Origin of the sequence: Enterobacter sp. CPE_E863, assembly GCF_046521465.1 — a bacterium.
GTDB classification, from domain to species: Bacteria; Pseudomonadota; Gammaproteobacteria; order Enterobacterales; family Enterobacteriaceae; genus Enterobacter; species Enterobacter adelaidei.
Window position 1 is genome coordinate 3,391,094 of sequence record NZ_JBKFZX010000001.1, and the last position, 13,205, is coordinate 3,404,298.

Annotated in this window: 6 protein-coding genes, 1 tRNA gene and 3 rRNA genes; 2 read left to right on the forward strand and 8 right to left on the reverse strand. The window is 52.2% G+C overall.

Annotated features, from left to right (window positions below; all coding sequences use genetic code 11):
• Positions 1 to 56: 56 nt before the first annotated feature.
• Positions 57 to 1,412 carry a CDP-diacylglycerol--serine O-phosphatidyltransferase gene (pssA, locus tag ACLHV8_RS16685; protein ID WP_108090937.1) on the forward strand — a complete coding sequence of 452 codons (1,356 nt, stop codon included), beginning with the start codon at positions 57 to 59 and terminating at the stop codon, positions 1,410 to 1,412.
• A 44-nt stretch (positions 1,413 to 1,456) separates the two neighbouring features.
• Positions 1,457 to 1,780 carry a YfiM family lipoprotein gene (locus ACLHV8_RS16690; protein WP_049005940.1) on the forward strand — a complete coding sequence of 108 codons (324 nt, stop codon included), beginning with the start codon at positions 1,457 to 1,459 and terminating at the stop codon, positions 1,778 to 1,780.
• Here ACLHV8_RS16690 and ACLHV8_RS16695 read toward each other — a convergent pair.
• From ACLHV8_RS16695 to rluD, 8 genes are all read right to left on the reverse strand, one after another.
• Entirely contained in the window at positions 1,777 to 3,072 is a 1,296-nt protein-coding gene (locus tag ACLHV8_RS16695) for an MFS transporter (protein ID WP_028016045.1), read from the reverse strand. The two genes, ACLHV8_RS16690 and ACLHV8_RS16695, sit on opposite strands and share 4 nt — an antisense overlap.
• Before the next feature lie 210 nt (positions 3,073 to 3,282).
• Positions 3,283 to 3,398 (reverse strand): 5S ribosomal RNA (rrf, locus tag ACLHV8_RS16700).
• A gap of 72 nt (positions 3,399 to 3,470) precedes the next feature.
• Positions 3,471 to 6,374 (reverse strand): 23S ribosomal RNA (locus tag ACLHV8_RS16705).
• 190 nt (positions 6,375 to 6,564) lie between these two features.
• Positions 6,565 to 6,640: transfer RNA gene (locus tag ACLHV8_RS16710), tRNA-Glu, on the reverse strand.
• 85 nt (positions 6,641 to 6,725) lie between these two features.
• Positions 6,726 to 8,256, reverse strand: a 16S ribosomal RNA gene (locus tag ACLHV8_RS16715).
• The 16S, 23S and 5S rRNA genes sit together here with 1 tRNA gene alongside, the layout of an rRNA operon.
• A gap of 429 nt (positions 8,257 to 8,685) precedes the next feature.
• Positions 8,686 to 11,259: an ATP-dependent chaperone ClpB gene (gene clpB / locus ACLHV8_RS16720; protein WP_208595316.1), complete on the reverse strand. Its 2,574-nt coding sequence runs from the start codon at positions 11,257 to 11,259 to the stop codon at positions 8,686 to 8,688.
• A 129-nt stretch (positions 11,260 to 11,388) separates the two neighbouring features.
• Complete coding sequence (gene yfiH / locus ACLHV8_RS16725) at positions 11,389 to 12,120, reverse strand: purine nucleoside phosphorylase YfiH (protein ID WP_049007923.1); 732 nt, start codon at positions 12,118 to 12,120, stop codon at positions 11,389 to 11,391.
• Complete coding sequence (gene rluD, locus ACLHV8_RS16730) at positions 12,117 to 13,097, reverse strand: 23S rRNA pseudouridine(1911/1915/1917) synthase RluD (protein ID WP_028016723.1); 981 nt, start codon at positions 13,095 to 13,097, stop codon at positions 12,117 to 12,119. The genes yfiH and rluD overlap by 4 nt, the downstream gene beginning before the upstream one ends.
• Between the last annotated feature and the right edge of the window lie 108 nt (positions 13,098 to 13,205).

Here is a 13,205-nt window from a genome sequence, read left to right on the forward strand (position 1 = left end):
ATGTTGTTTGCATGGTACAGACAACCCTTCAATGAACAGAGAAGAAACGCACTGTGATGTTGTCAAAATTTAAGCGTAATAAACATCAACAACACCTTGCTCAACTACCGAAGATTTCTCAGTCAGTTGATGATGTAGAGTTCTTTTACGCTCCCGCTCATTTTCGGGAGACGCTTCTTGAAAAGATTGCCAGCGCCACGCGACGCATTTGCATTGTGGCACTGTATCTGGAACAAGACGAAGGCGGGCGCGGGATCCTGAACGCGCTCTATGAAGCCAAACGTCAACGTCCTGAACTCGATGTTCGCGTGCTGGTTGACTGGCATCGCGCTCAGCGCGGTCGTATTGGCGCTGCCGCTTCAAACACCAATGCTGACTGGTATTGCCGCATGGCGCAGGAGAATCCTGGCGTCGATGTTCCTGTTTATGGCGTACCTGTTAATACTCGTGAAGCGCTCGGCGTCCTTCATTTCAAGGGTTTCATCATTGATGACAGCGTACTTTACAGTGGTGCTAGCCTGAATGATGTTTACCTCCATCAGCTCGATAAGTATCGCTACGACCGCTACCATCTGATTCGTAATCCTCAGATGGCCGATATCATGTTTAATTGGGTTGATAAAAATCTGGTTCATGGCCGTGGTGTAAATCGCCTTGACGATCCAGAGCGCCCTAAAAGCCCGGAAATCAAAAATGATGTTCGTGCATTCCGCCAGGAACTGCGCGATGCGGTCTATCATTTCCAGGGCGATGCAAACAACGAAGAGTTATCCGTTACCCCGCTGGTAGGGCTCGGCAAATCAAGCCTGCTAAATAAAACGATCTTCCATCTGATGCCTTGTGCAGAGCAGAAACTCACCATCTGTACACCGTACTTCAACCTTCCTGCCGTGCTGGTGCGTAATATCATTCAGCTGCTGCGCGATGGTAAAAAAGTGGAAATCATCGTTGGGGATAAAACGGCTAACGACTTCTTTATTCCTGAAGATCAGCCGTTCAAAATTATCGGTGCGCTACCTTACCTCTATGAGATTAACCTGCGCCGTTTCCTGAGTCGTTTACAGTATTACGTAAACACTGACCAGCTGGTTGTACGTCTGTGGAAAGATGATGACAACACTTACCATCTCAAAGGTATGTGGGTCGACGATGAGTGGATGCTACTGACCGGTAACAACCTGAACCCGCGCGCGTGGCGACTGGATCTGGAAAACGCTATCCTGATCCATGACCCACAACATGAGTTAGCCGCAAAACGTGAGCGTGAGCTGGAGCTGATTCGCACACATACCACTGTGGTTAATCATTATCGCGAATTGCAGAGCATTGCCGATTATCCGGTGAAGGTCCGCAAGCTTATCCGCCGTTTACGTCGTATCCGTATCGACCGACTTATCAGCCGTATTCTGTAATGCCACAGCCCTGTCTTCGACGGGGCTTTTTTATGGAGTTCTTGATGCGCATCCCTCTCCTGCTAACTACTCTCGCCCTCACCGGCTGTAGCCATATGGCAAACGATAGCTGGTCCGGTCAGGATAAAGCCCAACATTTTCTCGCTTCCGCGATGTTGTCCGCAGCCGGTAATGAATATGCTCAGCATCAGGGATACAGCCGGGATCGTAGCGCGGCGATAGGGTTGATGTTCTCTGTCGGTCTTGGGGCATCTAAAGAATTGTGGGATAGCCGCCCCGCAGGGAGCGGCTGGAGCTGGAAAGATTTTGCCTGGGATGTCGCCGGCGCAACGACTGGCTATGCTGTGTGGCAAATGGCGCACTATTAAAGCCGGATGCCTTTCCCTTTGCGATGAAGCATCAGGGATACGATAAATGCCAGCGCCCCCATTGCAGTGACGTACCAGAAGAATGTCGTTTCACTTCCCCATGATTTAAGAGACAACGCAACATACTCCGCCGACCCGCCAAACAACGCATTGGCTACCGCATAAGAGAGCCCGACTCCTAAAGCACGTACCTGCGCCGGGAACATTTCGGCTTTCAGTATCCCACTGATCGAGGTATAGAAACTGACAATCACCATCGCCAGCATAACCAGCGCAAATGCTGCATACGGCGAAGTCACATGCTGAAGAGCAGTCAGAATAGGTACGGTACATAACGCCGACAGCCCGCCAAAAATCAGCATCGACGTCCGTCGGCCAATTTTATCCGAGAGCGCACCGATAATGGGTTGTATGAGCATAAAGACAAACAGCGCCACGGTCATGACGACACTGGCGACATTTGCGTGCATTCCGGTAGTGTTCACCAGGTACTTTTGCATATAGGTGGTGAAAGTATAGAAACTGAGAGAGCCACCGGCAGTGAAGCCCAGCACCATCAGGAAAGCTTTGCGGTTACGCCATAACCCTTTGAAGGTTCCCGCCTCCTTCAGCGTTCTGACCTCTTTCTGAGAGGTTTCATCCAACTGACGGCGTAGCCAAAGTGCGACGATCGCCAGTACTGCGCCCATTGCGAAAGGAATTCGCCATCCCCAGGCGTGGAGTTGTTCGTCCGTCAGAATCTGCTGCAGGATAACCACCACAAGAATGGCCAGCAACTGACCGCCAATAAGCGTGACATACTGGAAGGAGGCGTAAAAACCTTTACGACCTTCCAGAGCAATCTCACTCATGTAGGTCGCACTCGTGCCGTATTCGCCCCCCACCGATAACCCCTGGAATAAACGGGCCAGCAAAAGTAGCGCGGGAGCCCAGGTTCCAATGGATTCATATCCTGGCAGGCAGGCGATCACCAGAGAGCCAAAGCACATCATACAAACCGAGATCAGCATAGAAGCCTTACGCCCGCGACGATCCGCAATACGGCCGAACAACCAGCCCCCGATCGGTCGCATCAGGAATCCTGCAGCAAATACCCCTGCTGTTTGTAGAAGTTGCGTTGTGGTGTTGCCGGAGGGAAAGAAAATATGTGCGAAGTAGAGTGAACAGAATGAGTAGACGTAAAAGTCGAACCATTCAACCAGATTCCCTGAAGAGGCGCTGACGATTGCCCATACCCTTCTTCGGGTATCACTGTTAGCCAGCGTCCCGTTTGATGTAATGCTTTCTGTCATTGTGATTATGCTCCTGCCATAAACTGCGGCGTATTGAGTCAGTACACTCAATTACCTCGTAAATGAAATGTTATAATTTTGTTATAATTAACATTGAGACAACGATCACACATTCCATTAGCAGGGTAAGGGATTAAGAGAAAGGCCAAGCTGGGAAAAGACAAAGAAAAAAACCCCGCACCTTACGGTACGGGGTTCTTCCTGATTGATGCCTGGCAGTTCCCTACTCTCACATGGGGAGACCCCACACTACCATCGGCGCTACGGCGTTTCACTTCTGAGTTCGGCATGGGGTCAGGTGGGACCACCGCGCTAAAGCCGCCAGGCAAATTCTGTTAAATCTGTATCAGGCTGAAATTTGATTGTCTGTCTCTTCGCCGAAACACCTTCGGCGTTGTAAGGTTAAGCCTCACGGTTCATTAGTATCGGTTAGCTCAACGCATCGCTGCGCTTACACACCCGACCTATCAACGTCGTAGTCTTCAACGTTCCTTCAGGACTCTCAAGGAGTCAGGGAGAACTCATCTCGGGGCAAGTTTCGTGCTTAGATGCTTTCAGCACTTATCTCTTCCGCATTTAGCTACCGGGCAATGCCATTGGCATGACAACCCGAACACCAGTGATGCGTCCACTCCGGTCTCTCGTACTAGGAGCAGCCCCCCTCAATTCTCCAGCGCCCACGGCAGATAGGGACCGAACTGTCTCACGACGTTCTAAACCCAGCTCGCGTACCACTTTAAATGGCGAACAGCCATACCCTTGGGACCTACTTCAGCCCCAGGATGTGATGAGCCGACATCGAGGTGCCAAACACCGCCGTCGATATGAACTCTTGGGCGGTATCAGCCTGTTATCCCCGGAGTACCTTTTATCCGTTGAGCGATGGCCCTTCCATTCAGAACCACCGGATCACTATGACCTGCTTTCGCACCTGCTCGAGCCGTCACTCTCGCAGTCAAGCTAGCTTATGCCATTGCACTAACCTCCTGATGTCCGACCAGGATTAGCTAACCTTCGTGCTCCTCCGTTACTCTTTGGGAGGAGACCGCCCCAGTCAAACTACCCACCAGACACTGTCCGCAACCCGGATTACGGGTCTACGTTAGAACACCAGCCATTAAAGGGTGGTATTTCAAGGGCGGCTCCACGCAGACTGGCGTCCACGCTTCAAAGCCTCCCACCTATCCTACACATCAAGGACCAGTGTTCAGTGTCAAGCTATAGTAAAGGTTCACGGGGTCTTTCCGTCTTGCCGCGGGTACACTGCATCTTCACAGCGAGTTCAATTTCACTGAGTCTCGGGTGGAGACAGCCTGGCCATCATTACGCCATTCGTGCAGGTCGGAACTTACCCGACAAGGAATTTCGCTACCTTAGGACCGTTATAGTTACGGCCGCCGTTTACCGGGGCTTCGATCAAGAGCTTCGCGTTACCGCTAACCCCATCAATTAACCTTCCGGCACCGGGCAGGCGTCACACCGTATACGTCCACTTTCGTGTTTGCACAGTGCTGTGTTTTTAATAAACAGTTGCAGCCAGCTGGTATCTTCGACTGATTTCAGCTCCACCCGCAGGGGCTTCACCTACATATCAGCGTGCCTTCTCCCGAAGTTACGGCACCATTTTTGCCTAGTTCCTTCACCCGAGTTCTCTCAAGCGCCTTGGTATTCTCTACCTGACCACCTGTGTCGGTTTGGGGTACGATTTGATGTTACCTGATGCTTAGAGGCTTTTCCTGGAAGCAGGGCATTTGTTACTTCAGCACCGTAGTGCCTCGTCATCACACCTCAGCGTTAATAAGGTACCGGATTTACCTGGAACCTCCGCCTACATGCTTAAACCGGGACAACCGTCGCCCGGCTAACATAGCCTTCTCCGTCCCCCTTCGCAGTAACACCAAGTACAGGAATATTAACCTGTTTCCCATCGACTACGCCTTTCGGCCTCGCCTTAGGGGTCGACTCACCCTGCCCCGATTAACGTTGGACAGGAACCCTTGGTCTTCCGGCGTGCGGGCTTTTCACCCGCATTATCGTTACTTATGTCAGCATTCGCACTTCTGATACCTCCAGCATCCCTCACAGGACACCTTCAACGGCTTACAGAACGCTCCCCTACCCAACAACACATAGTGTCGCTGCCGCAGCTTCGGTGCATGGTTTAGCCCCGTTACATCTTCCGCGCAGGCCGACTCGACCAGTGAGCTATTACGCTTTCTTTAAATGATGGCTGCTTCTAAGCCAACATCCTGGCTGTCTGTGCCTTCCCACATCGTTTCCCACTTAACCATGACTTTGGGACCTTAGCTGGCGGTCTGGGTTGTTTCCCTCTTCACGACGGACGTTAGCACCCGCCGTGTGTCTCCCGTGATAACATTCTTCGGTATTCGTAGTTTGCATCGGGTTGGTAAGCCGGGATGGCCCCCTAGCCGAAACAGTGCTCTACCCCCGAAGATGAGTTCACGAGGCGCTACCTAAATAGCTTTCGGGGAGAACCAGCTATCTCCCGGTTTGATTGGCCTTTCACCCCCAGCCACAAGTCATCCGCTAATTTTTCAACATTAGTCGGTTCGGTCCTCCAGTTAGTGTTACCCAACCTTCAACCTGCCCATGGCTAGATCACCGGGTTTCGGGTCTATACCCTGCAACTTAACGCCCAGTTAAGACTCGGTTTCCCTTCGGCTCCCCTATACGGTTAACCTTGCTACAGAATATAAGTCGCTGACCCATTATACAAAAGGTACGCAGTCACACCACGAAGGTGCTCCCACTGCTTGTACGTACACGGTTTCAGGTTCTTTTTCACTCCCCTCGCCGGGGTTCTTTTCGCCTTTCCCTCACGGTACTGGTTCACTATCGGTCAGTCAGGAGTATTTAGCCTTGGAGGATGGTCCCCCCATATTCAGACAGGATACCACGTGTCCCGCCCTACTCTTCGAGTTCACAGCCTGTGCATTTTCGTGTACGGGACTATCACCCTGTACCGTCGGACTTTCCAGACCGTTCCACTAACACACAAGCTGATTCAGACTCTGGGCTGCTCCCCGTTCGCTCGCCGCTACTGGGGGAATCTCGGTTGATTTCTTTTCCTCGGGGTACTTAGATGTTTCAGTTCCCCCGGTTCGCCTCGTTAACCTATGTATTCAGTTAACGATAGTGTGACGAATCACACTGGGTTTCCCCATTCGGACATCGCCGGGTCAAAGGTTCATATCACCTCGCCGGCGCTTTTCGCAGATTAGCACGTCCTTCATCGCCTCTGACTGCCAGGGCATCCACCGTGTACGCTTAGTCGCTTAACCTCACAACCCGAAGATGTTTCTTTCGATTCATCATCGACTTGCGAAAATTTGAGACTCGAACACACATTAACTGTGTGTCGTTTCAATTTTCAGCTTGATCCAGATTTTTAAAGAGCAAATATCTCAAACATGACTCGCAAGTCAGTTTTGAGATATGACGGCAGGTGACTTTCACTCACGAACCAGCAAGTGGCGTCCCCTAGGGGATTCGAACCCCTGTTACCGCCGTGAAAGGGCGGTGTCCTGGGCCTCTAGACGAAGGGGACGTATAAGTCTCAATCGCAAGACGCCTTGCTATTTACTTTTCATCAGACAATCTGTGTGAGCACTGCAAAGGCAGGTTCTTTAAGGTAAGGAGGTGATCCAACCGCAGGTTCCCCTACGGTTACCTTGTTACGACTTCACCCCAGTCATGAATCACAAAGTGGTAAGCGCCCCCGAAGGTTAAGCTACCTACTTCTTTTGCAACCCACTCCCATGGTGTGACGGGCGGTGTGTACAAGGCCCGGGAACGTATTCACCGTAGCATTCTGATCTACGATTACTAGCGATTCCGACTTCATGGAGTCGAGTTGCAGACTCAATCCGGACTACGACGCACTTTATGAGGTCCGCTTGCTCTCGCGAGGTCGCTTCTCTTTGTATGCGCCATTGTAGCACGTGTGTAGCCCTACTCGTAAGGGCCATGATGACTTGACGTCATCCCCACCTTCCTCCAGTTTATCACTGGCAGTCTCCTTTGAGTTCCCGGCCGGACCGCTGGCAACAAAGGATAAGGGTTGCGCTCGTTGCGGGACTTAACCCAACATTTCACAACACGAGCTGACGACAGCCATGCAGCACCTGTCTCAGAGTTCCCGAAGGCACCAAAGCATCTCTGCTAAGTTCTCTGGATGTCAAGAGTAGGTAAGGTTCTTCGCGTTGCATCGAATTAAACCACATGCTCCACCGCTTGTGCGGGCCCCCGTCAATTCATTTGAGTTTTAACCTTGCGGCCGTACTCCCCAGGCGGTCGACTTAACGCGTTAGCTCCGGAAGCCACGCCTCAAGGGCACAACCTCCAAGTCGACATCGTTTACGGCGTGGACTACCAGGGTATCTAATCCTGTTTGCTCCCCACGCTTTCGCACCTGAGCGTCAGTCTTTGTCCAGGGGCCGCCTTCGCCACCGGTATTCCTCCAGATCTCTACGCATTTCACCGCTACACCTGAATTCTACCCCCTACAAGACTCTAGCCTGCCAGTTTCGAATGCAGTTCCCAGGTTGAGCCCGGGGATTTCACATCCGACTTGACAGACCGCCTGCGTGCGCTTACGCCCAGTAATTCCGATTAACGCTTGCACCCTCCGTATTACCGCGGCTGCTGGCACGGAGTTAGCCGGTGCTTCTTCTGCGGGTAACGTCAATTGCTGAGGTTATTAACCTCAGCACCTTCCTCCCCGCTGAAAGTACTTTACAACCCGAAGGCCTTCTTCATACACGCGGCATGGCTGCATCAGGCTTGCGCCCATTGTGCAATATTCCCCACTGCTGCCTCCCGTAGGAGTCTGGACCGTGTCTCAGTTCCAGTGTGGCTGGTCATCCTCTCAGACCAGCTAGGGATCGTCGCCTAGGTGAGCCGTTACCCCACCTACTAGCTAATCCCATCTGGGCACATCTAATGGCAAGAGGCCCGAAGGTCCCCCTCTTTGGTCTTGCGACGTTATGCGGTATTAGCTACCGTTTCCAGTAGTTATCCCCCTCCATCAGGCAGTTTCCCAGACATTACTCACCCGTCCGCCGCTCGTCACCCGAGAGCAAGCTCTCTGTGCTACCGCTCGACTTGCATGTGTTAGGCCTGCCGCCAGCGTTCAATCTGAGCCATGATCAAACTCTTCAATTTAAAAGTTTGATGCTCAATGAATTAAACTTCGTAATGAATTACGTGTTCACTCGTTGAGACTTGGTATTCATTTAGTGTCCGAAGACATTAAGAATCCATGTCACTTTGAGTGCCCACACAGATTGTCTGATAAATTGTTAAAGAGCAGTGCCGCTTCGCTTTCGCTGCGGCGCGGGGTGTGCATATTACGCCTTCCCGCTACAGAGTCAAGCGTTTATTTTGCTTTTCTCTGCTGACCCGGCGGCGTGTGTGCCGTTGTTCCGTGTCAGTGGAGGCGCATTATAGGGAGTTATTCCGAAGCCGCAAGGATAAAGTGAAAATTATTTTCCAACCGCTCACTTTCCAGGCGAATCACATTCCAGACCTCAATTTTCGCCTGGTTTTTAAACAAAAACGAGCCGCAAGCGGCTCGTTTTTTGGTTTTGTGACTTACTGCACTGCCACAATGCGATCGTCGTTGGCTTCCAGACGGATAACTTTGCCTGGAATTAACTCTCCGGAGAGGATCTGCTGCGCCAGCGGATTTTCGATCTGCTGTTGGATAGCACGTTTTAATGGACGCGCACCGTACACCGGATCGTAACCATTTTCGCTCAGCAGCTTCAGTGCCTCGTCGGAGATGTGAATTTCATATCCACGCTCTTCCAGACGTTTGTACAGACGCTGCAACTGGATCTGCGCAATCGACGCAATGTGTTTCTCACCCAGAGGATGGAATACCACCACTTCATCAATACGGTTGATGAACTCAGGACGGAAGTTATGGCTCACGACACCGAGCACCAGATCCTTCATATGGCTATAGTCCAGCTCACCGAAACGTTCCTGAATCAAATCGGAACCCAGGTTCGAGGTCATGATGACAACCGTATTACGGAAGTCGACTGTTCTCCCCTGCCCATCGGTCAGACGACCATCATCCAGCACCTGAAGCAGAATGTTGAAGACATCTGGATGCGCTTTCTCTACCTCGTCCAGCAGAATGACGGAATAAGGACGACGACGCACCGCTTCTGTCAGATAACCACCTTCTTCATAACCCACGTATCCCGGAGGTGCCCCGACCAGACGCGAAACAGAGTGCTTCTCCATAAACTCGGACATGTCGATACGCACCATCGCATCATCGCTGTCGAACATAAAGTTAGCCAGCGCTTTACACAGCTCGGTTTTACCGATACCGGTTGGCCCCAGGAACAGGAACGAGCCAATTGGGCGATTCGGATCGGACAGCCCTGCACGGCTACGACGAATAGCGTTGGAAACCGCTTCAACCGCCTCGTTCTGACCAATTACCCGGTTATGTAAATCCTGCTCCATACGCAGCAGTTTTTCACGCTCACCTTCCAGCATGCGCGCCACTGGGATACCGGTCCAGCGCGCCAGCACTTCGGCAATTTCCGCATCCGTCACTTTATTACGCAACAGACGCATCGTTTTGCCTTCGGACTGCGTAGCAATCTCAAGCTGTTTTTCCAGCTCAGGTATTTTGCCGTACTGGAGCTCTGACATTCGCGCCAGATCGCCCACACGGCGTGCCTGCTCAATGGCAATTTTTGCCTGTTCGAGTTCCGCCTTTATGGTCTGAGTGCCGGAAAGGGATGCTTTCTCGGCTTTCCACTCTTCTTCCAGCTCAGAATACTGGCGTTCTTTATCGTCCAGTTCTTCATTGAGCATATCCAGGCGTTTCTTACTGGCTTCATCAGACTCTTTCTTCAGCGCCTGCTGTTCCAGCTTGAGCTGGATGATACGACGGTCGAGCCTGTCGAGCTCTTCCGGTTTCGAGTCAATCTGCATACGAATGCTCGAAGCCGCTTCATCGATCAGGTCGATTGCTTTATCCGGCAACTGACGATCGGCAATATAACGATGCGAAAGCGTCGCCGCCGCAACGATGGCCGGGTCAGTGATCTGCACGTGGTGGTGCAGCTCATAACGCTCTTTCAGACCACGCAAAATCGCGATGGTATCTTCAACGCTTGGCTCAGCCACAAACACTTTCTGGAAACGACGTTCAAGTGCAGCATCTTTTTCAATGTACTGACGATACTCATCAAGCGTAGTGGCACCGACGCAGTGAAGTTCACCACGCGCCAGCGCAGGTTTCAGCATGTTCCCGGCATCCATCGCGCCGTCCGCTTTACCCGCACCGACCATAGTGTGCAGTTCGTCGATAAACAGGATAACGTTGCCTTCCTGCTTCGCCAGATCGTTAAGCACGCCTTTGAGGCGCTCTTCAAACTCGCCGCGGTATTTCGCCCCGGCCACCAGCGCGCCCATATCCAGCGCCAGTACACGACGGCCTTTTAACCCCTCCGGCACTTCACCGTTGACGATACGCTGCGCCAGCCCTTCAACAATGGCGGTTTTACCGACACCCGGTTCGCCAATCAGTACCGGGTTGTTCTTGGTACGACGCTGCAATACCTGGATAGTACGGCGGATCTCTTCGTCACGGCCGATAACCGGGTCAAGTTTGCCCTGTTCAGCACGTTCGGTCAGATCGACCGTAAATTTCTTCAAAGCCTGACGTTGGTCTTCGGCTCCCTGATCGTTCACGCTTTCACCTCCGCGCATTTTCTCAATCGCCTGAGTCACATTGGCGGTGGTCGCACCGGCAGATTTCAGCAGGTCGGTCAAGGTACCGCGTGATTCAAGCGCCGCCAGAACAAACAACTCTGACGAAATAAAGTTGTCCCCACGTTTTTGCGCCAGCTTGTCGCAAAGGTTCAGCACACGCACCAGATCCTGCGACGGTTGAACGTCGCCGCCGGTACCTTCTACCTGCGGTAAGCGGCTCAGCGCCTGATCGATGGCTGTGCGTAACTGGCCAGCATTAATGCCAGCGGACGTTAATAAAGGACGTACCGATCCCCCTTCCTGATTCAGCAAGGCGCTCATTAAATGAAGAGGTTCGATAAATTGGTTGTCGTGCCCCAGTGCAAGGGACTGGGCATCGGCGAGAGCAAGCTGGAATTTATTAGTAAGACGATCCAGACGCATAACTCCTCCCATAACAGGTCAAATTTGCTACTGGAGATTAAATGAGGTCATCCCTCAATTATTCAAGGTTAATGACCTGAATTATGTGAAAAGAAAACGGCACGTGCCGGATCGTCTTGATTCTTTAGGTTATATCAGCCAAATAAAACTTGCCATACGACCCGTCGTCTTGTCGCGGCGATAAGAGAAAAAATCACCCTTTTCGGTGAAGGTACAGCGATTGCCACCGAAGATCTGCGTCACACCGACATTATTCAGACGCTGGCGAGCAAGCTGGTAAATATCAGCCAGATATTTATCCCCCGAAGGCAGGAAGGCGTCCACTGCTTGCGGATCTTTATCCATAAATGCTTCACGGACCTCAGGCCCCACCTCAAAAGCGCGAGGACCAATGGCCGGGCCAAGCCAGGCCATGATATTGGCAGGTTCATCTTTAAAGCAGGAGACGGTCTCCTCCAGCACCCCTTCACACAGGCCACGCCATCCCGCATGCGCTGCTGCGACCTCGGTGCCTGCACGATTACAGAACAGCACAGGCAGACAATCAGCAGTCATTACGGCACAAACCGTTCCCGGAATATTACTATAAGAGGCATCAGCGCGTTTTGAAGCGTAGGGTTCTCCCGTCAGCTTCAGCACCGTTTTTCCATGAACCTGTTCCAGCCAAACCGGTTTTGACGGCAAGTTCCCCGCAGCAAACAGACGCTTGCGGTTTTCTTCAACGTGCTCCAGGTTGTCGCCACAGTGTGCACCGAGGTTCAGTGACTCCCACGCCCCCTGGCTCACACCGCCAATACGGGTTGAACTGCAGGCGGCCACACCTGCAGGCAATGGCCATTCCGGGACAATCAGTTTGGTCATAACCAGTCCACTTGATCCTTATGTTCTTCGAAATCGGCACGCATGGCGTCAATAAGTTCCACCATATCCTGCGGGATAGGTGCATGCCACTCCATCTGAATACCAGTGATAGGATGGTAAAGACGCAGCATGGTCGCGTGTAGCGCCTGACGATCGAATTTACGTAGTACGCTGATGAACTCATCCGATGCGCCTTTTGGCGGACGTGGACGGCCACCGTATACCTGATCCCCCACCAGCGGATGGGTAATGTGGGCCATATGCACACGGATCTGGTGAGTACGCCCGGTTTCCAGACGCAGACGCAGACGCGTATGGATACGGAAGTGCTCCATGATGCGATAGTGCGTCACCGCGGGTTTACCCATCGGATGCACCGACATATGAGTACGTTTGGTTGGGTGACGGCTGATTGGCTCTTCCACTGTTCCACCAGAGGTCATATGCCCAATGGCTACCGCTTCATACTCTCGAGTGATTTCGCGCAGCTGCAGCGATTCCACCAGACGGGTCTGAGCTGGAACGGTCTTCGCCACCACCATCAAACCGGTGGTGTCTTTATCCAGACGGTGAACGATTCCCGCGCGCGGGACATCTGCGATCGGCGGATAATAATGGAGAAGTGCGTTAAGAACTGTACCGTCAGGATTCCCCGCCCCCGGATGAACAACCAGGTCGCGCGGCTTGTTGATCACCAGAATGTCATCATCTTCATAGACGATGTCCAGTGGGATATCCTGCGGCTCGAAGCGGATTTCCTCTTCGATTTCAGCATTGATGGCGACAGCTTCCCCACCTAACACTTTCTCTTTTGGTTTGTCCCAGATCTTGCCGTTTACCAGCACGCGCTGGTCAAGGATCCATTCTTTTATGCGTGAACGCGAATAATCAGGGAACAATTCGGCCAAAGCCTGATCTAAGCGTTGACCGAGCTGATTTTCGGAGACTGTTGCGGTGAGTTCTACTCGTTGTGCCATAAACTGCTTCTTCGTTTAACGTTGGGTTTTACGGCTTTGCCGTTTAATATAGTGTGCTATTGTAGCTGGTCTTAATCGGGAGCAGGAACAGAGTTTCTCCCGGACAAA

Bases quoted from the DNA above. Each gene is read 5' to 3' on its own strand.
- ACLHV8_RS16695 (WP_028016045.1), bottom strand. From the start codon at position 3,072: ATGACAGAAAGCATTACATCAAACGGGACGCTGGCTAACAGTGATACC.
- rluD (WP_028016723.1), bottom strand. From the start codon at position 13,097: ATGGCACAACGAGTAGAACTCACCGCAACAGTCTCCGAAAATCAGCTC.
- yfiH (WP_049007923.1), bottom strand. From the start codon at position 12,120: ATGACCAAACTGATTGTCCCGGAATGGCCATTGCCTGCAGGTGTGGCC.
- clpB (WP_208595316.1), bottom strand. From the start codon at position 11,259: ATGCGTCTGGATCGTCTTACTAATAAATTCCAGCTTGCTCTCGCCGAT.
- ACLHV8_RS16690 (WP_049005940.1), top strand. From the start codon at position 1,457: ATGCGCATCCCTCTCCTGCTAACTACTCTCGCCCTCACCGGCTGTAGC.
- pssA (WP_108090937.1), top strand. From the start codon at position 57: ATGTTGTCAAAATTTAAGCGTAATAAACATCAACAACACCTTGCTCAA.